Below are 24,370 nucleotides of genomic sequence, written 5' to 3' on the forward strand. Positions count from 1 at the left end.
AAGGGGTACATCAGGAATACGCTGACGAATACCGCAATGGGAGCCGAGAAGGCGAGGGCGTTGTAAGGACGGATACCTACTAGACGGGCAATTTCAAATTGCCGCAACATGAAGCCAATTAAACCAAAGGCTCCGTGCAAAGCTACGAATGGCCACAAACCACCCAATTGAAACCAACGGGTGAGGTTGCCTTGAGCTTCTGGTCCCCACAACAGCAATAGGGAATGTCCCATGCTATCAGCGGGGGTTGATACTGCCACTGTTAGGAAGTTAGCACCTTCTAGATAGGAAGAGGCCAATCCGTGGGTATACCAAGAGGTGACGAAGGTGGTGCCGGTCAGCCAACCGCCTAGTGCTAGGAAAGCGCAAGGGAACAATAGTATCCCTGACCAACCTACGAATACGAAGCGATCGCGCTTGAGCCAGTCGTCTAGAACGTCAAACCACCCTCTACTGGGCGCACGTCCAACTGCGATGGTCATCGGACTAAAATCCTCTTTTTTTACTAAAATTGCAACGTTTCTAAGACAGTGCGGAGAGCCAGTGTAACCGACTGCCGTGAGGAATTAACGTTTTTTTTTGACAATCTCAAAAGCGTGAAAGCAAATGAGATTCTGAGAGCTTGCTGACGAGTAAAGTCAGCATTTCTCTTTCTTTATGCCATTACACGTACCATCGGCTAGTAATCTAGCTTGTGGTAACTTAATGATTCTTAACTTATCACACTACTAAGGGTTTTTGCCTGATACACAGAAGCAAATCAGGCATGAAACACAAAGCTTATAAATAATATGAATATCAGAAATTTTACAATTTGACACAACTTTTCTCAGAAATGTAAAAAAAGTTTAGTCTACATGGACATAAGTAGGTAACTCATTCCCAAAAGGTGAAAAATAGGCAGGGAGCAGGGGAGAAAGAGGATAGAGGGGCAGGGGAAGCAGGGGGAGCAGGGGGAGAAAAGAATTACTGAATAACCTTCTTTGCTCAAGAATCTCGCCTGCTTATCCGAACCGTATTTGGGGAAAAAGAATTTTTATCAGCCACTGAGTATAGAAATTTAAGACTTAGTGCCTTAACAAATTATATATAAGTGGCAGGAATAGAGAAGGGTGCAGTTGAGTTTTTGTCAGCAATGTTTGGTAAAATGTGGATGGTTACTTCGCCGCCACAGCCATTGATGCACCTCTGGAAAACATGTGAAACTTTGGATAAGGGGAAAGGAAGTTGGCAACATCTTGACTAATACAAATAGCCTAAGTGGTTTGTCCCTTAGTGCAAGTAAGGCATCATCCGGGACAGTAAAATTTGTAGGGTACAGGCTAAAAAATTCATCGTCTGCGGTAAAGTATGCCGAGGACTTAAAACATAGCTCTCAGTGCCTCCTAAGCAATAGCCGGATTGGTACAGAGAGCCACCACTCTATGCAAGAGCATTCAGTGTGCTTTGTATGTCACAGCGAGTATCTCACTGACCAAGGTAGTTCAATGACGGCATCAACAACGATTAACAAAGGCGATCGCCTCCTGCATCAAAATGTTCTCGGTTCTCGTCGGTTCAGCAACTATTGCTGGGCAACTATCGTTACCTTGGGAGCAAGCGGCTTTTTATTGGCTGGCATATCCAGTTATTTAAAAGTTAATTTACTCATAGTTTCCGATCCAACTCAACTGGTATTCGTCCCTCAAGGATTGGTTATGGGGTTATATGGCACTGCTGGCTTGCTATTGGCCACATACCTCTGGCTAGTGATTTTATTGGATGTAGGAGGCGGTTACAACGAATTTAATCAGGAAACTGGCACAATCAAAATCTTCCGTTGGGGGTTTCCTGGCAAAAACCGCCGAATTCAAATTGATAGCCGCATAGAAGATGTGCAATCTGTGCTAGTGGATGTTAAAGAAGGTCTTAATCCCCGTCGCGCCCTCTATCTACGCATTAAGGGCCGTCGAGATATACCCTTAACACGGGTTGGACAACCGTTATCTTTAACAGAGTTGGAAACAGAAGGCGCAAATTTAGCCCGGTTTTTGGGAGTGTCTTTAGAAGGACTTTAATTAATTGGGCATGGGGCATGGGGCATGGGGCATTGGAAGAGAAGAACTCAAGACTAATGACCGAATGGCACTAAGAAAAGCCCAAAAGCTTGTGTCGCCTTGTTCCCAGCCTCCAGGCTGGGAATGTATTCAAAAGAGGCTCTGCCTCTTGTTAAGCTACTGGAGGCGGAGCCTCCCAGAATTGGTTTCCAGCCTAGAGGCTGGGAAGCAGTCAGAGCAAGGGCTGTATCTTTTCTTAGTGCCATTAACTAATGACCAATGACCAATGACCAATGACCAATGACCAATGACTGACGATAAAATACTCTGGTTAAATCAGTAACTGGCAATGCGGTTAAAAATTTCACAATTTTTGCTTTCTCTTGCGATCATCAGTGCCTTGATGTTGGGAGGATGTTCAACACAGCAAGTCGCTTCTAATACATCTTCTCCAGCCTCGACAGCTACCTCGACCACAAGCGAGGCAGGTACTAAGACAACTACTGAAGCAACATCTGTTTCTCAAACTAGTAGTGAAAGTATTCCTGGAATAACAGATTTGCCACGGCTCGAAGGCAAAGCTACTGTGGTGCTCACGGTTAAAGGTTCGCCGATTACTATCGAAGTAGATGGCACTAATGCCCCCATTACAGCTGGCAACTTCGTAGATTTAGTGCAAAAGGGTGTGTACGATGGTTTAGCTTTCCATCGAGTTGTGCGCGAACCCCAACCGTTTGTAGTTCAAGGGGGCGATCCCCAAAGCAAAGACCCGAAAGTTCCAGCAGATAGCCTGGGAACAGGTAGTTATATTGACCCAAAAACGGGAAATGCTCGTTATATACCTTTAGAAGTTAAGGCGAAAGGTTCCGATACTCCGATTTACAATAAACCATTTGATGCTACTGCTCAAGCTGTCATATTGCCCCATAAGCAGGGTGCAGTAGCGATGGCGCGATCGCAATCACCAGACTCCGCTTCTGCTCAGTTTTACTTTGCTTTAGCGGATTTGGCGTTTTTAGATGGTAACTACGCCGTGTTTGGCAATGTCACTCAAGGCCTTGATGTAGTGAACAAAATTCAGCAAGGCGATCGCATTGACTCAGCCAAAGTCACCCAGGGTGCTGAAAATCTGAAAATACCAGGGCAGTAGGAGGAAGAGGGCAGGGGGAGCAGAGGGAGATGAGGGAGCAGGGGGAGATAAGAGATTAGCGATTATTGTTCCTTATCTCCCTCATCTCTCTCATCCTCTTATCCGGCCAAATTGCAAATTGATTAAGGTTTGTGTTACTGGTATTGGTTTAATTTCCGCCTTGGGTGGAAGCTTAGAGGATAGCTGGCAAAATTTGATTGCAGGGAAATCGGGAATTCGATTACATCAACCCTTTCCAGAACTGAAACCACTTCCTCTAGGCTTAATTGGTCAACAACCATCTGAATTGACAGTGTTAACTCAGATGGTTGTTGCTTCTGCTTTGCAAGATTCTGGGTTAGTTTCACATGCAGCTGATTGTGCTGTAGTCATTGGATCGAGTCGCTCTTATCAAGCGTCTTGGGAAATGCTGGCACGGCAAATGTATAAAGACGGGGTAAATTTGCCAATGTCCTCTTTTGAAAATTGGCTAGATATATTACCTCATATGAATGCGATCGCAGCTGCAAGACAAATTGGTGCATCTGGGATAGTTTTGGCACCGATGGCAGCTTGTGCAACTGGAATTTGGGCGATCGCCCAAGCAGCTTTGCTTATCCAAACTGGGCAATGTCAACAGGCGATCGCTGGCGCAGTGGAAGCGCCAATTACACCCCTAACTTTGACTGGTTTTCAGCAGATGGGTGCTTTGGCAAAAACTGGCGCTTATCCCTTTGATTTGCAGCGAGAAGGGTTAGTTTTAGGCGAAGGCGCAGCTGTATTTGTCTTAGAATCAGCAGAGTTGGCAAAACAGCGTCAAGCAAAAGTGTATGGTGAAATTCTCGGTTTTGGCTTAACTAACGACGCATATCATAGTAATTCACCAGAACCTGAAGGGAAAAGTGCGATCGCTGCTATCAAACAATGTCTAGAACGTAGTTGTCTGACACCAGCCGATATAGATTACATTCATGCTCATGGCACAGCAACCCAGCTAAATGACCAGATGGAGAGCATGGTAATCCAGCGTTTGTTTCCCCAAGGGGTGGCAGTTAGTTCCACCAAGGGAAGTACAGGTCATACACTAGGAGCATCTGGAGCCTTAGGCGTAGCTTTTTCTCTCATGGCATTAAAGCATCAAATATTACCACCTTGCTTAGGTTTGCAGCAACCAGAGTTTGATTTAGAACTCGTTAAAGTCGCACGCCTAAGCAAAATTAGGCAGGTTCTATGTTGTAGTTTTGGCTTTGGGGGACAGAATGCCGCGATCGCGTTAGCAAGGTAAAAACTTGTGCGTGACAAAATTCGGTCAGCCTGACTGAACTAGGGGCAGTCCCTATGAGCGGTATCGTTAGGGATGCTCAAGCTGATCAGGCTGTCTTAGCTGTTGTTCGCTCGCTGTGTGGAATAGATACCCAGTCCCAGGAGTTGAAAACGTTAGCTGTGGAGCATCGGCAATTTATATAACTCTTGTGGAATAGGCGTCCTGCCCGTCCGATAAACTGGGCAGGCTAAAGAAAAATCTAAATTGTCTAGAGTGAATGTATTAGTCCGCATACTGCTTTGAACTAATAGCATGATATACAATATAAAAATGTAACAAAAACTACAAATTCTTTATTTTTAGAAAAAATAAAGATAAGCTAGGCGTGTATATATCCAGTTCGCAAATATACCGCGATAGGAAAAAACTTTATGATTTCAAAGTCACTGCTGCCGCTAGAACCTGCTTCTCCAGCGCATATATGCCCATTTGACCAAGCCTGTAGCTACTTAGAAGCGGCAGCTAAAGAATTAAATTTAAATCAGGGTTTGCTAGAAATTCTCAGCCACCCGCGTAAGGTTGTCACGGTTTCCATTCCCGTAAAATTAGATAATGGAGAAATACGGGTTCTTGCTGGACATCGCGTACAGCACTCCGATGTTTTAGGCCCCTACAAGGGCGGAATTCGTTACCATCCGGCTGTAACATTGCGGGAAGTATCCGCTCTAGCAATGCTGATGACTTGGAAATGTGCTTTGTTAGGTATTCCTTACGGTGGTGGTAAGGGTGGCATTCCCATAGATCCAAAACACTACAGTGTTGGCGAATTAGAGCGAATTACCCGCCGTTATATCAGCGAGTTGATTAAAGATATAGGGCCTTCTGTAGATATTCCTGCCCCAGATATGGGTACTTCGTCCCGTGAGATGGCTTGGATGATGGACACTTACTCTGTGAATGTCGGTCATGCGGTACCAGGGGTTGTAACTGGGAAACCACTTTCTATTGGTGGCTCACTGGGACGGGAAATGGCAACCGGACGCGGCGTGATGATTATTGTCCGTGAGGCGCTGGCACAGCAAGGTAAATCCTTAGCAGGAGTGCGAGTAGCTATTCAGGGTTTCGGTAACGTTGGTAGTGCCGCAGCAGAATTACTATATGAAGCAGGTGCGAAAGTTATCGCTGTTTCAACGGCTGCTGGGGGAATATTTTCCGAAGTTGGTCTTAATATTCCCAAGTTGAAAGTCTATGCTGCTGAAAATCGCAAGAGTATTATGGGTTTCCCACAATCCGTACCAATTAGCAATGCAGATTTATTAACTTTACCTTGCGATGTCTTAATACCGGCGGCTTTAGAAAACCAAATCACTAAAGAAAATGTGAATCAAGTGCAAGCACAGATTATCGCAGAAGCGGCTAATGGGCCAATTACCCTTGAGGCTAACTTGGTGTTAGAAGCGCGGGGTGTGACAGTGTTACCGGACATCTTGGCGAATGCTGGCGGTGTGGTAGTCAGTTATTTGGAGTGGGTGCAGGGCCTTTCTTACGTCTTTTGGGATGAGGAGCGCGTTAACCGCGAAATGGAGCATTTGATGGTACAAGCCTACCATCGGGTGATTCAGCAGTCCGAGGTGCGCCAAATTCCTTTAAGGTTAGCAGCTTACACTTTAGGCGTGGGTAGAGTGGCGCAGGCGCTAACTGACAGAGGTCTTTATCCTTAAGTTGTTAAGTTTTTATACTTAATTATTCACCGCCCTGTCGTCGTTAACTGATGACGGTTAACGGTTATAGCGGTTCCAACTCAGATGCGGTACAAAATTATATCGCCAAGTGTAGGGGCACGGCAGTGCCGTGCCCTTACGGGTGTACCTCACATAAACGAGAACCGCTATAACAGTCATCATTTATCAGTTAACGTGAAATCCCAGAAACCGGAAGCCTACACTGTACCGTCAGATCCGTGTAGGTAGTTCACACTGAGAAGTTCGGTTATGATAACGTTTTTTGACTAGCGAAAACCTTATTGTCTAATAGCCGGAAGCGCTGTAATGGATAATTTATTTTTTGGTATCCTCTTACGACTGTCCAGAAGGTGCAGCAGCATGAATTAGGTCTGGTTTATCATCAACAGGAGGACGCTCAATAGTTTGAGACTGTGTGGGACGTTGATGACGATCGCGAGTTTGGATTTGCACAGGTTGACGCGTCTCAATTGACTGGTAAAGCGCTTGAATGATAGCAACATCAATCAAGCCTTCCGTCCCAGATGGCTCTGGGTCTTTATCTTCGAGAATACAATCAGAGAAATACGTAAATTCAGCCGCTAGTTGATCGTGATCCTCAAAGGTACGCTCTTGAGTTTCACCATTAATTGTTAGGTAATGCTTGATTTCTCCCTGCCAAGGATATGCAGGTTTTACTTGCAAATCGCCTTGAGTACCTACAATCTGATAGGTTGAAACACTTGCAGATCCGAAGCTACAGGTAAATGTTGCCAATCGCTCATTGGGGAAACGCAAGATAACGCTAGCCATTTCTTCCACTTCGCTGAAGCGTTGTTCTCCCTTATTGGCAGCTACAGCAAATACTTCAATTGGTTCATCTTGAAATAGATAACGTGCAGCATTAATACAATAGATGCCAATATCATAGAGCGTGCCACCACCTGTGACATCTCGTAAACGAATGTTGCCCTCTTCTACTTGCTGAGTAAAAACCGAGTTAAAAATCCGTGGTTCACCAATTTGCTTTGAGCGGACAATTTCGACTGCTTGTAAATTGGCTTCTTCTAAATGTAAGCGGTAGGCAATCATCAGCTTCACATTGTTGTCATTGGCAGCTTTAATCATTGCCTCACACTCTTGTTCAGTTATTGCCATCGGCTTCTCACATAATACATGAATTGCCTGATTAGCAGCCCGCACAGTGTAGTCGCAATGCAAATGATTGGGCAACGCAATATAAACTGCATCAATCTCGCCACTTGCTAAACAGTCCTCATACTCCTCGTAAGAGTAAGTATGCTCAATACCATACTTTTTGCTCAGTTCTTCGCTTTTAGTGGGGTCATCTGAAACCAGTGCCACTAATTCTGAATTGTCGGCGTTGGCAAAGGAAGGTAAAGCAGCTTCTTGGGCAAACCAACCTAAACCAACAACGGCATAACGAATTTTGCGTTTACCATTTGTAGCAGTCATTATTCTACTCCTTGATGAAGAATACTTTGGTTATTTAAATGCACTTATTACGTGCAAATCATCGTTAACTGTTTATGCAAGATTTACATTGCTAATGTAACTTCTATATCTGGAATCAATTTAGCTTTTTCCCCTCAGTAATAATCAATTTATCGGGCTGAGAATTTGGAAGTTGATAAATGGTAACTAATATATTTTCAATAACTTGGGAAATTAAAGCCTCATACTTTCAGTAAGCTTTAGGTTAGACTTAAGGACTATTTTTGGTATTGCACCTTAACTGAAATTCATAACTTCAGCATGATGGATACTGAGTATGTAGTGTTAGCAGCCTAAAGCTATGACCCAAACGTGGAACACCAATTGAAGATTTCCACACATTTATTTAGTGCAGCCTCACAAAAAAGTGGGATGCTCCCGAAGTGGTCTTAGTACAGCATTTCATTAATTCGTAGCAAATTACAGCAATTTTCAGGTAAATAGACCATGCGGTAGGGGCGCAAGGCCTTGCGCCCCTACAATATATGTGGTTCAAATACATGAAAACTGCTGTAAATTTGGCAATGCTAATGCATCGACTGACAATGCCAACGCATCGACTGACAATGCCGATGCATCGGCTAACAATGCCAATGCATCGGCTAACAATGCCAACGCATCGGCTAACAATGCCAATGCATCGGCTAACAATGCCAATGCATCGACTAACAATGCCAATGCATCGACTAACAATGCTAATGCATCCCCTTGCATTAAAAACGCTACGATTTTACGCAAAGCTGTACTTAGTCCTGAACACAACTAAGTTTTGCTTGTCTTTGATGTTACAACAGAAATGGCAAATAAATACTTAGTATATATGGTAACTGACCTCTACAAACAGGGATTATTGCTTCTACGTCAAGCGCTTGATAACTCCAAAGCCAACTTTCGCCCTGGACAATGGGAAGCTATTGAAGAATTACTTCAGCAGCGATCGCGTTTACTTGTTGTCCAACGCACTGGTTGGGGTAAAAGTCTAGTTTATTTTTTAGCAACTCGCTTGTTACGAGATCAAGGTGCTGGTTGTACTCTTTTGATTTCGCCATTACTTGCTTTGATGCGAAACCAAATTGCAGCAGCCCAACGCATTGGTGTAAAAGCCGAAACAATTAACTCCAGCAATACAGATAAATGGCCACTAATAGCAAAACAGTTGATAGCAGGAGAAGTAGACATTCTGCTTATTTCTCCCGAAAGACTAGGTAACGAAGATTTTCGAGAAAAAATCCTTTTGCCAGTATCTCAACGTATCGGTTTATTTGTTGTTGATGAAGCCCATTGTATCTCTGATTGGGGACATGATTTTCGCCCTGATTATCGACGGATTGTCAGAATTTTACAAGCACTTCCACAAAATATTCCAGTATTAGCAACAACCGCAACAGCTAATAATCGAGTAGTCAATGATATTATTGCTCAATTGGGTTCAAATCTGCGTGTTTCCAGAGGAAATTTAACCAGAGAAAGTTTGCATCTGCAAAATATTTCTATCCCTAGTCCAGCAGCACGAATGGCATGGTTGGCCCAACAGCTTCCTAACTTATCGGGAAGTGGAATTATTTACACATTAACTGTTAGAGACGCTGAACGAGTCGCTGATTGGTTAAAAACTCAAGGGATTAATGCTAAAGCATATCATAGTGATTTAGAGAGTGATGCTCGCGTAGTATTAGAAGATGAACTTATTCAAAATAAAATTAAAGCCTTAGTTGCTACTACAGCATTAGGAATGGGTTTTGATAAACCAGATTTAGGATTTGTAATTCATTACCAGCGCCCTGGCTCGGTTGTCCACTATTATCAACAGGTAGGACGAGCAGGTAGAGCAGTAGAAAAAGCTTATGGAATTCTTCTGAGCGGTAATGAGGATGATGATATCACTAACTACTTTATCAATACAGCTTTTCCTCCAGAGATACATACGCAACAGATTTTAAATGCACTCAACGAAGCTGTAGACGGTTTTTCTGTTCCGCAATTAGAGCAGCAACTCAATCTTTCACGAGGACAAATTGATAAAGTTTTAAAACTGCTATCACTAGAATTTCCTGCACCTGTAACTAAGCAAGATTCAAAATGGTATCTTACCGCAATATCTTATCAACCGGACACTGATAAAATCGAAAAAATCACGCAAATTCGCCGTCAAGAACAAGCTCGAATGTTGGAATACATGCAAAGCCAACAATGTCTGATGAGTTTTCTGGCGGTAGAATTAGATGATCCTCAGCCAACTGCTTGCGGCAAATGTGCTGTGTGCTTGAATAAACCATTATTAACAGAAACTTGCTCAATCGAACTTGTAAATAAAGCAATTCAATATTTACGTCGCAGCAACCAAATCATTGAACCACGCAAAAGATGGCCATCACAAGCATTGGTCAATTATGGCTTTTCAGGCAATATTAAAAATAATTTACAAGCAGAAGCAGGCAGGGCATTATCTCTATGGGGCGATGCAGGTTGGGGAGAATTAGTCAAGCAGGGTAAATATCAAGATAATCATTTTGACGATGCTTTAGTGCAGGGTGCTTTTGAGATGATTCAAAATTGGCAACCACAACCTTTTCCTACTTGGGTAACTTGTGTCCCTTCGCTGAATCGTCCAGAACTTGTACCAAATTTTGCTCAACGACTAGCAGAAAAATTAGGCTTACCCTTTATACCAATTGTGCAGAAAGTTCACCAAACTGAGTTACAAAAAAAGATGAGCAACAGTTACCAACAAGCTCATAATTTGGATGGTGCTTTTGCTGTTGATTCTTGGAAAGGAATGAGTGCTTCTGTTTTCTTGGTTGATGATATAGTTGATTCCCGTTGGACTTTTACTGTAATTGCAGCACTTTTGCGGCGTGCTAACAGTGGGATGGTTTTTCCTGTAGCATTAGCACTCAATTCATTAGGTCAAGGGGATTAGAAAATTATGTTAAATCATGTCCTGCAACCAGATACTCAAGCAATTTTGCTCTTGTGTGCTAGCTTTGGTCAAAATCGGCAAATTGAACCACAACCCCTGACCTTAAGTGAATATAATTCTTTAACAGACTGGTTGCGAGAAAACCAGATGCGCCCAGCAGATTTATTAGAACCTACAGCCAAAGAACAGTTACAAAAAATTACTGTTAATAAACTTAACCCTGACAGGCTTTTAGCTTTATTAGAACGGGGTATGATGCTGAGTCTAGCGGTTGAGAAGTGGACTAATCAGGGATTGTGGGTGCTGGGACGAAGTGACACAAACTATCCTAAACGTCTCAAGCAAAGATTAAGACATTCAGCACCAGCAATTCTTTATGGAGTTGGCAATATAGAACTGCTATCTATGGGAGGATTAGCAATTCTCGGTTCTCGTGATGTCGATGACGAGATGCTTGGGTACACACGAAGAGTTGCACAAAATATCGCTGTACAAGGAATGCAGGTAATTTCCGGTGGGGCGCGTGGGGTAGACCAAGCCGCAATGCTAGGAATGTTGGATGCAGGAGGAACATCTGTTGGTGTACTGGCGGATAGTTTGACTAAAGCGGCAGTTAATAGCAAGTATCGTTCTAGTATTCAAGAGGGTAGATTTACCTTGGTTTCTAGTTACGACCCTGAAGCTGGTTTCAATACAGGTAATGCGATGGGGCGAAACAAATATATTTATGCTTTAGCGGATTATGCCCTTGTTGTCAGTTCTTCTTTCGGTAAAGGTGGTACTTGGGCGGGTGCAGTGGAAGCACTTTCTAAACTTCAAGATATCCCAGTTTTTGCCCGGTTGGATGGGGCTGTGTCAGAAGGTAATCAGCAACTGCACAAACAAGGCGCAAAATCTTTTCCGGCTGAACCCTGGAATGATTCGTTGAAAGAACTTTTAGCAAAAGCGGCTTCTTGGATTGAACCAGTACAAACTGTAGAAAAAATACCTCAAGAGACTGTTTCGGCGATTCACTCACAAGATATTTATCAAGCTGTTTTACCTATCATCTTGAATCATTTACAGCAACCAAAAGATGCAAAATTTTTGGCGGAATCTTTGAATGTTAGACTATCTCAAATGCAGGATTGGTTAAATAAGGCTGTGAATGAAGGTATGGTGAGAAAAATTAACAGACCAGTAGCTTATGTAATCAATCAACCAACAAATCAACTTTCTTTATTATGATGGTGTTACAAAGGGTATTTTGATTTTGGTGAGGTGTTATAGACAATTCTGAGTATTCAAAATATGAAGCATAATTGGTGTATAAAACACACAGTTTCTAATAGAAATAGTAGAAATTTAACAAGTATATGGTGATACAAAGAGAAGCAAAAACTCAGTCTTTATACGACCAAGATTATTACCTGTGGCTGAGGACAACCATCAACCAACTTCGCGCTGGTCAGTTTTTATCTGTGGATTTAGATAATTTGTTAGAAGAATTAGAAAGTATGGGTAGGAGCCAGAAGCGAACGGTGAAAAGTCTGTTAATTCGACTTTTTGAACATCTGCTTAAGCTCACATACTGGCATGTGGAACGGGAGCGCAATGAAGGGCATTGGAAAGGGGAAATCAGGACATTCCGTAGAGAGATTAAGGATGAACTCAAAGATAGTCCTAGTCTTAAGCCTTACATTTTAGAAATATTTGATGAATGTTATCAAAATGCAAGGAAAGAAGCAAGCGATCGCTCTCAACTTCCCATTGATACATTCCCTGTTGCACTGCTTGGCTCTTTAGAACAAATTTTAGATGAAAACTGGTTTCCTGAGTAGAAGTGGTGCGATTTGGCAAACAAATATGATGATTAAATACCAGCCTCAGTCAATGCCCGACTCAACGCATCAACTAAATCTAAACTTTCTGCCCACTCTATAAGGTAGGTGTAGTCTAAACTTTGTGCTTGCAACTTGAGTATGCCCAATACATCACGCCACTGTTTTTCAGATTGACTACTTTGCCGCCACCACAACTTTTGTAAAATCGTATCCTCTGGCGAAGCTACCCAAAATTGAGGTATCCCATCTAAATCAGGCAATATCCGACGTGCCATCTGCGATACTGCAAATGGTGAACCATCAGTAATGTACAAATCAGCATTAGCTATGGTTTCGGTATGCGTGATATTGAGCATTCGCTCGTATCCTCGCTTCAAATCTTCAACCGCCCCTGCTGGACAATAGTATCCTGCTGTTTCCAGTGTCGTCACCAACAAATCGATTTGATCGGGTTGAACTGAAATTACCAAATCTAAATCCCGTGTCGAGCGAGGTTCGCCATGAATTGAACTAGCAACACCTCCACTAACGTAATAAGCTATATCTATTGACTCAAAAAGCTGATGGAGTTCGCCTGCTAACGAAATGGAATCTTGAATCCACATACTTTCATCAACACCAATAAACTGGAAGTTTGGAGAGAATTTTTCTGCCAGTAAAGCACGCGCAAATATACAACGAATTTCCTCCTTGGAAGCACTGCGATGTCGTGATTTAATTCCTGCAAGGCAAAGTTTTTTTACCCCACGTTCATGAGCTGCGAACATTTTTATTCGTTGTTCAAGTGAGAGGTTTCGCAACCGGGAAAACAGATAAATATCGGCATCGATGCTAGTATCGGTGGCTTGCGATCGATAATTTAGTTTTGCGCCCATCTGCGAGGATGCATTTTCAGCAGTTGCCACATCAAAAGTTATTAATCGTTGTTCTGCGGTCATAATACTCACTTGATGACCGCTTAAACGCGATCGCCTACATAAGTACTGCATTGTAGCCAAAATAGAACAGGAAGTAAGTGCAAATGCTTTTTAGCTTTATTCAATGGTGTTGCAAAGTCCGCTTTTATCATAACTATACGTAACCACCCATTGCTTCTCTACCAAACCCGATTAAAATAAATACGCAACTTGGGCTTCCATAGGAGTTATCCAGCCGTGCAGCCGGACTTAATAGGTTTGGAAATTAGTAAGGGGGAACTAAGACGTTTGACTGGGTTCGATCCAGAAGACGTTTTTCGTCCCTCTGTTTTGCGAGATAGCAAGAAGCGATTAGGGTTTTTGATCAATGAAATGCTGGTAACGCTGGCGTTGACCCCAATAATTGTGGGCTTTGTTTATGCGTTTATTATTCTGCCGACAATTGGTTCTTCAATTCGGCTAGGAATACTCTTACTAATTCTAGTGCCAATGCCGATATTAGTGGGGCGATGGCTGTGGCGGCAGTTGACCTGTCCCGAAGGACTGACAATACTTTTAGATGAAGTTGATAAATATCATGACCTGATCAGCGCTATAGATATTAATGACCAATTGGCAGCATCAGGAAACGTAGAAAGCAGTTTCCATGACCGAGATCAAGTAACCGCCGCCCTGCAACTAATTAGAGAAGATTTAGTCCGCGCTCTGAAAACGGAACGAATTTTGCGAGATAATAAAAAATTGCTTGCTAATAACCAAGAGTTATTTGTCAATAATTTAGCCAGTCTGCAAGCTTTACAAGTTAGTAGTCAAGCAGGCGAATATGCTCAACTGCTAAATCAATCATTGCAAATTGCGATCGATGTGCAAGCAGAAATCAGAAAATTGCATAAAGGCTGAGTGGATGTTTGTAAAAGCTTGGGCGACTAGAAGTCACAGCTACACAGACAAAACCTGCCTCCGCAGGTTAGAAAACTCTTGATTTTGATTAGTCCACGGAGGTGGACAATGCTAGTGTAGTAGCGACTTCTAGTCGCCCAATACTTTCCTAAAAAACAATCGCGCCGTTGACTTCAATGAGCAACAAACCAAAAATAATTGTCCTAGATGATGACCCTACAGGTTCTCAAACAGTCCACAGCTGCTTGCTGTTAATGCACTGGGATGTGGACACTCTACGCACCGGGTTACAGGATGATTCGCCGATTTTCTTTGTGCTAACTAATACTAGATCGCTAACGCCAAACTCAGCTGCATCTGTCACCAAAGAAGTTTGCCAGAACTTGAAAATCGCTTTGAATGCTGAAGGAATTGACGATTTTCTGATTGTCAGCCGTTCTGATTCTACTTTGCGGGGGCATTATCCCATTGAAACTGATGCGATCGCACAAGAACTCGGCCCTTTTGATGCTCATTTTCTTGTACCAGCTTTTTTTGAGGGTGGACGCATCACCCGTGACAGCGTTCATTACTTGATTATTGCTGGTGTACCCACCCCAGTCCATGAAACTGAATTTGCCCGTGATTCTGTCTTCAGCTACCATCACAGTTACTTACCCAAGTATGTTGAAGAAAAGACTCAAGGACGAATTAGTGCCGAAGCTGTAGAAAGGTTTCTCCTAGCTGATATTCGCGCTGGTAGTTTGGAGCGATTGTTACAACTTCATGGTAATCAGTGCGCCGTTGTAGATGGTGAAACTCAAGATGATCTCAACCGCTTTGCAGTGGATATTTTAGCAGCTGCAAGTCAAGGGAAACGCTTTCTGTTCCGTAGTGCAGCAAGTATTTTAACGGCTTTAGCCGCTTTACCACCCCAACCCATTGCCGCAGAAAATATGGCGCAGTACGTGCGTCAAGGCAAACCAGGTGCGATCATTGTTGGTTCCCATGTGAAAAAGACTACTCAACAATTAGAGGCGCTGTTACGAGTAGAAGGAACAGTGGGAATCGAAGTGAATGTAGCGCGATTAATTGATGATGGGGTAAATCAATCTGCGGCACTGCTAACTGAAATTCAGGAAAGTACACGGGCGGTACATGAAGCTGGCAAAACACCAGTGGTTTATACTAGCCGTCAGGAACTAAGTTTTAAAGATGTCAACACACGATTGGAATTTGGGGCAAAAGTTTCAAGTTTATTGATGGATATTGTGCGGGGTTTACCATCTAATATAGGATTCTTAATCAGCAAAGGTGGTATTACCTCAAACGATGTCTTGAGTACTGGACTAGCTTTAACTTCAGCCCGCTTACTTGGTCAAATTTTAGCTGGTTGTTCAATGGTGTTAACGCCATCTGATCATCCCCAGTTTCCTGATTTGCCTGTGGTTCTGTTTCCAGGTAACGTTGGTGATGCTGATGCGTTGGGGACAATATATCAGAGGTTGACTAAAACAGTCTAAAGTGTTGAGTCAGACACCCCACGCCTAAAGGCGGGGGCTTGAAAAGCCCACATCTGACCAGATTCCGAACTACAGCGGATTGCAAGTTAGTGAGGTATAGTATTTTGGTCTACAAACCAGATAAAAAATCTTTTTTATTACATTTAAGTATTGAGACCACAACTCAGACAGAGAATAGAAAGTAGGGACTAGAGACGCGATTAATCGCGTGTTTACTAGGGAGTGATGTAGTTCAATTACTTGATAAAGCGCTGTAACTCCTCCTGCTTCTTGCCTCCTGCCCCCTGCCTCCTGCCCCCTGCCCCCTAACTCCGCACTTTCTTGCCTGACACTGATCTAATATTGGTAATTATTCGGAGTGTCCCTTGTCTTTTGGCTAGTACTGCATGACTTCTGATTCTGCGATTCCCAATCTAAAGTCAAATTCTGCACTTCCTAATGCAGAACCAAACTCTATCCATTCTGAGGTAGAGGTAAATCCTCCTGTTTCTGATGTAGAGTCAGATTCTATCCTCCCGGATGCGGAGTTAAAATCTGTTCTCCTTTATTTAAAATCAAATACTGTCCTTGAGGATGTAAAGTCAAATCCTGCTAACCCTGATGTAAAGTCAAATCCTGCTAACCCTGATGTAGAGTCAAATACTGATACGGCATCAGATTTTATCCTTACTGATTCAAATCCCGATGAGTCAGCATTACCAGCGCATCGCGTAAATGACAATACTCAAGTTCAGTTAAAAAGTAAGGAGGGACGACTCTTATTAATTTTGCCCCCGGAATCTCAAGTATCTGCCTCAGAACTGAGTTGGTCTGATATTTGGCAACAAATAAGACAGCGTTTAAATGCAGGCGATCGCTTCCGTATATCTAATACACCTGTGCATCTAATGGCACAAGACCGCCTAGTAGATGCTAGGCAACTGCAAGAACTCGCCGACGCTTTGAATGAAGTTCAACTGCGGCTAATATCAGTCTCGACGAGTCGTCGGCAAACTGCGATCGCTGCCGTCACATCTGGGTATTCTGTAGAACAACTACAGCCCGTAACTTCTCTGAATTCCGAGCCAAAAGCTACAGCCATACCCCAAGCAGATCCTCTCTATTTGGAAATGACAGTCCGTTCTGGAGTAGAAATTCGTCATCCTGGTACAGTAATTCTCTTGGGAGATTTAAACCCAGGTGGTATTGTAATTGCAGATGGAGATATTATCATCTGGGGCCGCCTACGTGGAATTGCTCATGCTGGTGCTGGAGGCAATCGTGAGTGTCTGATTATGGCTTTGCAAATGGAACCAACCCAATTGCGGATCGCAGATGCTGTAGCTAGGGCACCAGAAAAGCCACCAATGCAGTTTTTTCCAGAGGTGGCACATATTACGCCCCAAGGAATTCGCATCGCTAGGGCTACTGATTTTTCCAGAAACCAATTTACCAAGAGCAATCAAGAGCCATAAATATTTACTTAAAGAATGAAGTATATAAGTAAGGATGAAATAAGACAAATATTCATGCCTCGCCCTGATGAGGGAGACCAGATATTTCTTCATACTTGATACGATACTTCATACTTTATACTGCAATTTACTGTTTTATATTTTCTGAACCCTTATTGACCGTATTTCTATCATGACTCGCATTATTGTGATTACCTCCGGCAAAGGAGGAGTGGGTAAAACCACAGTTTCAGCAAATCTGGGCATGGCTTTAGCCAAAATGGGGCGTCAAGTTGCCTTGGTTGATGCGGATTTTGGTCTGAGAAATTTGGATTTGCTGCTAGGGCTAGAAAACCGCATCGTTTATACTGCGGTGGAAGTCTTAGCCAGAGAGTGCCGCTTAGAACAAGCCTTAGTGAAAGACAAGCGCCAACCCAATCTTGTCCTTTTGCCGGCAGCCCAAAATCGCTCTAAGGATGCAGTCACGCCTGAACAGATGAAGTTATTGGTGAATGCACTGGCGCAAAAATATCAGTATGTGATCATTGATAGCCCCGCCGGCATTGAAAATGGGTTTAAAAATGCGATCGGCCCAGCAAAAGAAGCGCTAGTTATCAGCACACCAGAAATTTCCTCAGTTCGTGACGCTGATCGGGTAGTGGGGTTACTAGAAGCACAAGGTATCAAGCGTGTTCATTTAATAATTAACCGTATCAGACCCTCAATGGTGCAGGCAAATGATATGATGTCAGTGCAAGATGTTCAGGAACTTCTCGCCATTCCCCTGATCGGGGTAATCCCTGACGACGAGCGTGTTATTGTATCTACCAATCGCGGCGAACCCTTAGTGTTAGCGGAAAATCCCTCTTTAGCTGCCACAGCCTTTGAGAACATTGCTCGTAGATTAGAAGGGGAAAGTGTTGAATTTCTGGAAATCGACTCGTCCCAAGACAGCATCTTCGCCCGTATACGAAGGTTGTTCAGGACAAAGATTGTTTAACTTACTTTTCCAGTCTCCGCCCCAGACCTATTCGTAATGATTGAACTTCTAGAACGACTTTTTTCTCGCGGTCCTGATAGCAGTCGAACTCAAGTTAAACGTCGCCTGCAATTGGTGATTGCTCACGATCGTGCTGATTTAGATCCTCAAACATTGGAAAAAATGCGGAAAGAAATCTTAGATGTAGTCTGTCGCTATGTCGAAATTGAGACAGAGGGCTTGGAGTTTTCCTTAGAAAGCAACCAACGAACTACAGCTTTAATTGCTAATTTGCCCATCCGCCGGGTGAAGGGTGCTATACCTGAGTGGGAAAGAGGTGATAAATAAGTATCTATAGTTTTAATCTTGGTATTTTTTATCTTTTATAATATTTTGGTGGGTTGAAGACAGCAAAACCTAACAAATACTCTGCGAGTTTTTACGACCTCGTTACAATCGAAACAATATGCCAACCGAAGCAAAAATTAGACAAGCTGCTACTGATGTTCAGCAAACAATTCCTGATTTAAGTAGCTGGTTAGCTAGGAGCAATAGGTTGGGTTTCACTCCGTTCAAATCAATATAGCAATTGTTGAACAGAATAAAAAAATCCCGTTATCAGCAGTGAAGACAACGGGAGTATATAAAATATTTAATAAATTATCGGTAGGCTACTTGTGGCCCTGCCCAAATTTCTGTAACTTTTTTACCAAAAGTAATCGGCTGATCTTCGTCCGTTGTAGGTACTGTCTTGCCATCATTAGCAACTTGCATTAGTGGCCAGTTTTCATCACCTAATTCACCTGCACGGAACAACACATGATCCGGTTGCCTTTTACTCCAACCTAACAATACTGCAATTTTTTCATGCTCATCCGACTCATTAGCAGGAGCTACTGTGTTAGCGTGATTCTTTTGCCGATCCCAAATCACTGCACTATCTGTAGAATCACCTGTATTAAATATACCCTCAAACTTGCGTGCTAAGAAGCGATCGCCTTTTTCTGACCAGCTAACCGGAACTAATACCCCAATTTTACCACTCGTATCAGTTTCTTCTGCCGCCGCCTTTACAGCCTTTACCTTTAATAAAGGATCGCTAGCAGGAGTAGTTGAAGACATTACCCACAACTTCTTGCTTTGCATATCTTGGACAAACAGAACGCTGGTGACACGACTGTTGTACATTTGGGGTTTTACCTCCAGTTGCACCCGGCTATAAACAGCATATTTCCCATCTGGAGAAACTACGGGTACGCTGCGGTAGTGACGCACTCCCGAACCACCATTTGAAGCAATTGCCTCTTGAGTTGCTGTAATCCATTTCCAAGGAATAGGATGAGGACTACCTATTGGATCTATTTGTTCTGCTTGGGACTCATCAAGTGGTTCAGTAGCAGGTATTTCTGTCGTTGTGGTTGGTTGTGATTCTCTAGGAGTTGGTGCTAATTGAGTTGCTGTCAATGATTTAGTAAAAGATTTTTCTTTGAATAGAGATTTTTCTTGTCCTTTCAAAGAATTGATATTAGCAGCTTTAAGTTTTCGGATTAAATTAAGCTGACTAACAGGAACATCTGTTAATGGTGCGAGTTCAACTGCTGCCAAAGAATCAGGAAGAGTTAAATCGCTGCTTGACACAAAACTATCTATTTGAGCTAAAGACTCAATTTTATCCGCTGGTAATACTTGCGGTTCCTGAACAGCAGTAGTTTGTGTTGGCACAGAGTCAAATTCTTCTGTTAACGAGTCGGTTTGCTCTGTTTTTAATATTTCAACTATCTCAGGTTCCCTAACTACAGCTATTTCCTTTGGTACAGAGTCAGACTCTCCAGTTATGGAAGTTACTTTAGCTACTTCGGATCTAACTGCTATCGAGTGCCCCGACGCCCCTAGTAAGGGTGCGATTAGTATCACAACGACAACGTAATTGAGAAATGGTTGCGCGCGGAACCATCCTGACAGCAAAAGGGGTTTAAGCATTTGTAGACTCTCTAGAGGGGCGGTTGCTATGTGAGAAGCAATACCTATGCAGCAATAGGGCAGGCGGTAATTATATGTATAACAAGAAACTAAAAACTTTGACGATATATTTGCTTCAAAGTTTGCAGAGTTTTACAAAATTTAAGTATCATTGTCTACACCTTTTCTTACTCAAGTATTGAATAACTTTTTACAAAAATATGCGAGTATAGTAAATATGCTGAGAAGTCAGTAATTACTACACAATATGTAATGTTGCTGTTGCTATACCTAACCACACCAAAAACAGGTATTAGTCAGGGGATATTCAGCCTATAGTTTAGGCAATGACGCTGGCAACTAAGATTGCGATAAATCGGCTTTTGGGGATCGTACTAGCGATCGCTAGTACACAACAAACAAGCCAGGTTACACACTAATATAAGAGGGCAAACCCTCATAATGGTAAACGTGAGGCGTTAGGTGAAAAGCTCTTAAAGCGGACGCACAATACATCATACTCAGAAAATCCTGCTGTCAGCAACCCCAAAGTTATAAATTGCAATCTCAACTACTACAAAAATAGCTATAAGATGCAATAGTTTTTTATAAAGACAATTGCATTTAAGGCTAATTTGGCAGAAATGATCAGGAACACAACAAAATTGACTAGGTAGATGCTCTAGCGGCTGGTAACGAGACACCACTAAACGATTAGGATCGCTAAAGGTAGATACAGTTGATACTAGTACAGATCGGCGAAAATAAACTTACCATTTCATTACAGCCGAAAAGCCCATAATTAAAGCCTTTTGACTTTTAATTTTTGACTTCCGCTTTGCGGTACTAACTATTACACTTGTCAACTTAACTATTAAGTTAAATCTTGCAGCCTTTTGTTTCACCAATACGAAAATATAGTACCATCAAACAGCCGATATTATTTACCATTAATTAATTCCTAACAATTAACAACTAGTTATTAATGAAAATTGTATTTTTTGGTACACCACAGTTTGCTGTGCCCACATTGGAAAAGTTATTAAATCATCCAGAATTTGAGGTTTTGGCAGTTGTCACTCAACCAGATAAACGTCGGGAGCGCGGAAATAAACTTACACCTTCACCAGTGAAAGCGATCGCTACTGCTCACAACTTGCCAGTATGGCAACCTGAACGGGTGAAAAAGGACACCGAAACTTTAACCCAACTCAAACAGTTAGATGCAGATGTGTTTGTTGTTGTCGCCTATGGACAGATATTATCGTCAAAAATCCTAAATATGCCAAAGTTGGGCTGCATTAATGTGCATGGCTCGATTTTACCCAAATATCGGGGTGCAGCGCCGATTCAGTGGTGCTTGTACAATGGTGAGAGTGAAACGGGGATCACGACCATGTTAATGGATGTGGGGATGGATACCGGCCCAATGCTACAAATAGCCACTACACCGATTGGATTACTGGATAATACCCAAGATTTAGCTGGAAGACTAGCTGCGATCGGTGGGGATTTGTTGCTAGAAACTCTGTTGAAGTTGGAACGCCAGGAAATTCAACCAATTCTCCAAGATAATTTAGCAGCTACTTATGCACCTCTGATTCAAAAACAAGATTATGGTTTGGATTGGTCAAAAAGCGCTATCCAATTACACAATCAAATTAGAGGTTTTTACCCTAACTGCACGGCTACCTTTCGTGACAACCTGTTGAAAATCACCGCTTCTGCTCCCCTTGGTTCTGTAAGCGATGTCTGGCGACAAGCCGCTCCGCGTCTACGCGATCTACCACCAGAATTACAAGAATTAATCCATAAATTGCCTGATTTGTCAAATGTATCAGACAGACCGGGAGTTGTAGTCAACATTACCAAAGGAATTGGGGCGATCGTCCAAACTGGGGAAGGTTTGTTACTGTTGCGAGAGGTTCAGCTAGCTGGTAAACGTCCCCAGTCGGGATGGGATTTTGTTAATGGTACCCGCTTAACTGTGGGAGAAGTTTTTGGTGCGGGTAGTTGACGGGTTGTCAATTTTGGATTTTGGTCACACCTTTGGTGTGCTGGAAGCGCAACTTGGATTTTGGATTAAACGAAAAATCCAAAATCTAAAATTTAAAATCTAAAATTAAATGGCTTCTAACTTTTCATAAAAGCGGCAAGATTCGCAAGGGCCATCTGGGTTGACTGCACAGCGCATGATTTCTGAATGAGCATTGTAGGAGCAGGTAGCATCGCCAACTACCCAACGTCCCGCTACCAAACTTTTTTCAGATGGTCGTTTAGCCGACTGCACGTAAATGGCAATATTATGCAAGCGGTAGCGCCCACCTTTAAGTTGGTATCGATGGCGGCGCTCTAAAACCGCGTAGGTTTTACCTTCAAAATCCAGATAGTTTCCGGGTTGGGGTGTCCAATCAAGTTGTACTCTACCGAGGCACTCACGCGGATGCGTCAGAATCACCTCGGTTTGTAAAGAGTCTGGCTCCATAAGCTTATGTAATTTGATTCACATTATAAGGATGGTATAGCAATAGCTTTCTTTAGCTTACCGAATTTAGATTACAATTAATGATTAACTCTTCGCGTCCCTACGGATTAGGGCAACCAAAAGTCAGGTAGGATAGATTTGGCCAAGTCACGCCAAGTTTGGTTGAGCGATCGCGCCACTTGGATATGCACTTCATCCTCTTCTACAGGTAAAATCTCAGATGGCTGACCTTCTCCCAAATAAGACACCACCAAATTCGCCGCCTCCAAACCAGTAACATAAGCCTTTTCTTGTGACCAAGAACCATGACGGTTCACAATCCAATCTCCACTCATAAACACATTCTCAAAACTCGTCTTAGCGGGCAACATATAACGATAGCTACCAGGTGCAAAGTGAGTCACCGCTTGAGGTAGCCGAATTACACTGCTATCAATTATCTTTGCCCCTCGAAACGCGGGTACACAAGTTGCTAAATAACCCTGAACGATTGGTAAAATCTCCTCATCGCTCAAATTAAGAAACTGATTTGCGTGATAAAAATCAGCTTCAATCACCGTTCCTGGCTCATCCCGATATTCATCATGTAGAGCATTCAAATCAAAAAACGTCCAACCTGTAGTTGCGTCGAATCCAAAGCAAGCATTGGAAGGACGAGGAATATCAATTTTGCGGTCAAACCATATTCGGGTTGCTAAAACATCAATTGCTCCTAAATTGCTCAAATTACGGAATTCTTCATGGCTTTGTAAACTAGGGCTGGTTGAGACAATTTTCTTCATACCGGTGATCCCAACTGCAAAAATCACGGCATCTGCTTCAATTACTTCATCACCGCAAACCACACCCTTGGCTCGATTATTACTATCAACAATTAAATCTGTAACCCGACGCTTGGGTAATACTCGCGCACCAGCTTTTTCAATTCGTTCCACCCAAGGACGAAATATCTTTTCTCCAACAGTTCCTCGACACCAAACTACATCAAAATCTGGTTGATGAGCCAGAATAAAAAAGTAAAGCATCCCTAAAGTTGCGGCGGCTGAACATTGTTCACCAGGGGCAAACAAGCCCACTAATAACATTGGTTCAAAAGCATCGCGGTAAAGTCGTGCAGAAACGTTAAAGTCTTTGAACAATTCACGGGCAGTTACAAAGTCATAGCGCCGCCAAGCTGCATCAGAATTGTCAAAATCAACAACAGCATAAAGTAAAGGTAAGGCGCTGAGACGGTCAATTAGTGGCAGCCGCTTAAATTGAGTGTAGAGAAAAGTTCCCAGTGGCGAGGGGAGTCGTGGTAAGTCTTGAAAAATTGGTGATTCAACTTCCAAACCCGCTGGCGAATATTGCGAAGAACGAGTCCAAGTAGTAAAAGGATTAATTCCTAATTCATTGATTAGGGAAAAAATATTTTTGTAAGGATACCAAAAGCCATGAATGCCAGCTTCAACAGATTTTCCGGCGCTTGTTTGCCAACCCGCCACCAGTCCACCGGGATAGGGGCCTGCTTCTAGAAGTGTCACATCATAGCCTTGTTTTGCCAAATGGTAGGTTGCTCCTAAACCAGCCCAACCAGCACCTACAACTACCACCCGTTTTTGTTGTGACCCTTCTACCATCCCAGCCTCCGATTGTTGCATATCAACTAATGTATACGAACTTGCCGCTCTCATCAGATGACGGGTGTCTATTACAACGGTTTTCGTACCCGTAGGGTACTCCGTTGGAGAACTCGTAAAATTAGCCGCTACGCGCCTATGGATACAATACGTGCTTTGGTAGCATAG

The 24,370-nt window shown here is 42.8% G+C and carries 22 protein-coding genes and 1 pseudogene; 15 read left to right on the plus strand and 8 right to left on the minus strand.

Annotation, left to right across the window (positions count from 1 at the left end):
• A pseudogene (locus tag VB740_RS05355) lies at nt 1-482 on the minus strand (photosystem II D2 protein (photosystem q(a) protein)); the annotation flags it as partial.
• Nucleotides 483-1,093: 611 nt separating this feature from the next.
• Between VB740_RS05355 and VB740_RS05360 the strand changes: the two are divergent.
• Both VB740_RS05360 and VB740_RS05365 read left to right on the plus strand, forming a co-directional pair.
• Nucleotides 1,094-1,246 carry a hypothetical protein gene (locus VB740_RS05360; RefSeq protein WP_323199024.1) on the plus strand — a complete coding sequence of 51 codons (153 nt, stop codon included), beginning with the start codon at nt 1,094-1,096 and terminating at the stop codon, nt 1,244-1,246.
• 241 nt (nt 1,247-1,487) lie between these two features.
• The gene (locus VB740_RS05365; protein ID WP_323199025.1) at nt 1,488-2,057 is read left to right on the plus strand and encodes a photosystem I assembly protein Ycf4; all 570 of its coding nucleotides are present in this window, start codon (nt 1,488-1,490) and stop codon (nt 2,055-2,057) included.
• A gap of 53 nt (nt 2,058-2,110) precedes the next feature.
• Here the strand turns inward: VB740_RS05365 and VB740_RS05370 are convergent, their stop codons facing one another.
• The gene (locus VB740_RS05370) at nt 2,111-2,302 is read right to left on the minus strand and encodes a hypothetical protein (protein WP_323199026.1); all 192 of its coding nucleotides are present in this window, start codon (nt 2,300-2,302) and stop codon (nt 2,111-2,113) included.
• An 83-nt stretch (nt 2,303-2,385) separates the two neighbouring features.
• On the opposite strand from VB740_RS05370, the gene VB740_RS05375 reads away from it, so the two are divergent.
• The 4 genes from VB740_RS05375 (at nt 2,386) to VB740_RS05390 (ending at nt 6,150) form a co-directional block, all read left to right on the plus strand.
• The gene (locus VB740_RS05375; protein ID WP_323199027.1) at nt 2,386-3,186 is read left to right on the plus strand and encodes a peptidylprolyl isomerase; all 801 of its coding nucleotides are present in this window, start codon (nt 2,386-2,388) and stop codon (nt 3,184-3,186) included.
• 121 nt (nt 3,187-3,307) lie between these two features.
• Complete coding sequence (locus tag VB740_RS05380; RefSeq protein WP_323199051.1) at nt 3,308-4,450, plus strand: beta-ketoacyl-ACP synthase; 1,143 nt, start codon at nt 3,308-3,310, stop codon at nt 4,448-4,450.
• Nucleotides 4,451-4,503: 53 nt separating this feature from the next.
• Complete coding sequence (locus VB740_RS05385; protein WP_323199028.1) at nt 4,504-4,632, plus strand: hypothetical protein; 129 nt, start codon at nt 4,504-4,506, stop codon at nt 4,630-4,632.
• A 228-nt stretch (nt 4,633-4,860) separates the two neighbouring features.
• Nucleotides 4,861-6,150 carry a Glu/Leu/Phe/Val dehydrogenase gene (locus tag VB740_RS05390; protein ID WP_323199029.1) on the plus strand — a complete coding sequence of 430 codons (1,290 nt, stop codon included), beginning with the start codon at nt 4,861-4,863 and terminating at the stop codon, nt 6,148-6,150.
• Nucleotides 6,151-6,504: 354 nt separating this feature from the next.
• On the opposite strand, the gene VB740_RS05395 is transcribed toward VB740_RS05390, so the two are convergent.
• Both VB740_RS05395 and VB740_RS05400 read right to left on the minus strand, forming a co-directional pair.
• The gene (locus VB740_RS05395; protein ID WP_323199030.1) at nt 6,505-7,626 is read right to left on the minus strand and encodes a Gfo/Idh/MocA family oxidoreductase; all 1,122 of its coding nucleotides are present in this window, start codon (nt 7,624-7,626) and stop codon (nt 6,505-6,507) included.
• Nucleotides 7,627-8,157: 531 nt separating this feature from the next.
• Nucleotides 8,158-8,403: a hypothetical protein gene (locus tag VB740_RS05400; RefSeq protein WP_323199031.1), complete on the minus strand. Its 246-nt coding sequence runs from the start codon at nt 8,401-8,403 to the stop codon at nt 8,158-8,160.
• A 58-nt stretch (nt 8,404-8,461) separates the two neighbouring features.
• On the opposite strand from VB740_RS05400, the gene VB740_RS05405 reads away from it, so the two are divergent.
• The 3 genes from VB740_RS05405 (at nt 8,462) to VB740_RS05415 (ending at nt 12,405) form a co-directional block, all read left to right on the plus strand.
• A complete protein-coding gene (locus tag VB740_RS05405) occupies nt 8,462-10,585 on the plus strand; it encodes a RecQ family ATP-dependent DNA helicase (RefSeq protein ID WP_323199033.1) in 2,124 nt (707 codons plus the stop codon).
• 6 nt (nt 10,586-10,591) lie between these two features.
• Complete coding sequence (locus VB740_RS05410) at nt 10,592-11,812, plus strand: DNA-processing protein DprA (protein ID WP_323199034.1); 1,221 nt, start codon at nt 10,592-10,594, stop codon at nt 11,810-11,812.
• A gap of 128 nt (nt 11,813-11,940) precedes the next feature.
• Nucleotides 11,941-12,405 carry a DUF29 domain-containing protein gene (locus tag VB740_RS05415; protein ID WP_323199035.1) on the plus strand — a complete coding sequence of 155 codons (465 nt, stop codon included), beginning with the start codon at nt 11,941-11,943 and terminating at the stop codon, nt 12,403-12,405.
• 32 nt (nt 12,406-12,437) lie between these two features.
• Here VB740_RS05415 and VB740_RS05420 read toward each other — a convergent pair whose 3' ends face one another.
• Nucleotides 12,438-13,283 carry a hypothetical protein gene (locus VB740_RS05420; protein WP_323199052.1) on the minus strand — a complete coding sequence of 282 codons (846 nt, stop codon included), beginning with the start codon at nt 13,281-13,283 and terminating at the stop codon, nt 12,438-12,440.
• A 279-nt stretch (nt 13,284-13,562) separates the two neighbouring features.
• On the opposite strand from VB740_RS05420, the gene VB740_RS05425 reads away from it, so the two are divergent.
• From VB740_RS05425 to minE, 5 genes are all read left to right on the plus strand, one after another.
• Entirely contained in the window at nt 13,563-14,225 is a 663-nt protein-coding gene (locus tag VB740_RS05425) for a hypothetical protein (RefSeq protein WP_190899800.1), read from the plus strand.
• 176 nt (nt 14,226-14,401) lie between these two features.
• A complete protein-coding gene (locus VB740_RS05430; protein ID WP_323199036.1) occupies nt 14,402-15,727 on the plus strand; it encodes a four-carbon acid sugar kinase family protein in 1,326 nt (441 codons plus the stop codon).
• Nucleotides 15,728-16,113: 386 nt separating this feature from the next.
• Entirely contained in the window at nt 16,114-17,181 is a 1,068-nt protein-coding gene (gene minC / locus VB740_RS05435; RefSeq protein WP_323199037.1) for a septum site-determining protein MinC, read from the plus strand.
• Between the two features lie 172 nt (nt 17,182-17,353).
• The gene (gene minD, locus VB740_RS05440) at nt 17,354-18,160 is read left to right on the plus strand and encodes a septum site-determining protein MinD (RefSeq protein ID WP_190731998.1); all 807 of its coding nucleotides are present in this window, start codon (nt 17,354-17,356) and stop codon (nt 18,158-18,160) included.
• A 36-nt stretch (nt 18,161-18,196) separates the two neighbouring features.
• Complete coding sequence (minE, locus tag VB740_RS05445; protein ID WP_323199038.1) at nt 18,197-18,487, plus strand: cell division topological specificity factor MinE; 291 nt, start codon at nt 18,197-18,199, stop codon at nt 18,485-18,487.
• Between the two features lie 312 nt (nt 18,488-18,799).
• Here the strand turns inward: minE and VB740_RS05450 are convergent, their stop codons facing one another.
• A complete protein-coding gene (locus VB740_RS05450) occupies nt 18,800-20,119 on the minus strand; it encodes a hypothetical protein (RefSeq protein WP_323199039.1) in 1,320 nt (439 codons plus the stop codon).
• 964 nt (nt 20,120-21,083) lie between these two features.
• Here VB740_RS05450 and fmt point away from each other — a divergent pair.
• Complete coding sequence (fmt, locus tag VB740_RS05455) at nt 21,084-22,115, plus strand: methionyl-tRNA formyltransferase (RefSeq protein WP_323199040.1); 1,032 nt, start codon at nt 21,084-21,086, stop codon at nt 22,113-22,115.
• Between the two features lie 105 nt (nt 22,116-22,220).
• Here fmt and VB740_RS05460 read toward each other — a convergent pair whose 3' ends face one another.
• Together VB740_RS05460 and VB740_RS05465 are read right to left on the minus strand one after the other, a co-directional pair.
• Nucleotides 22,221-22,583 carry a DUF6464 family protein gene (locus VB740_RS05460; protein ID WP_323199041.1) on the minus strand — a complete coding sequence of 121 codons (363 nt, stop codon included), beginning with the start codon at nt 22,581-22,583 and terminating at the stop codon, nt 22,221-22,223.
• Between the two features lie 107 nt (nt 22,584-22,690).
• The gene (locus tag VB740_RS05465) at nt 22,691-24,202 is read right to left on the minus strand and encodes a hydroxysqualene dehydroxylase (RefSeq protein WP_323199053.1); all 1,512 of its coding nucleotides are present in this window, start codon (nt 24,200-24,202) and stop codon (nt 22,691-22,693) included.
• Between the last annotated feature and the right edge of the window lie 168 nt (nt 24,203-24,370).

The organism is Nostoc sp. UHCC 0251 (genome assembly GCF_034932245.1).
GTDB lineage: Bacteria > Cyanobacteriota > Cyanobacteriia > Cyanobacteriales > Nostocaceae > Nostoc.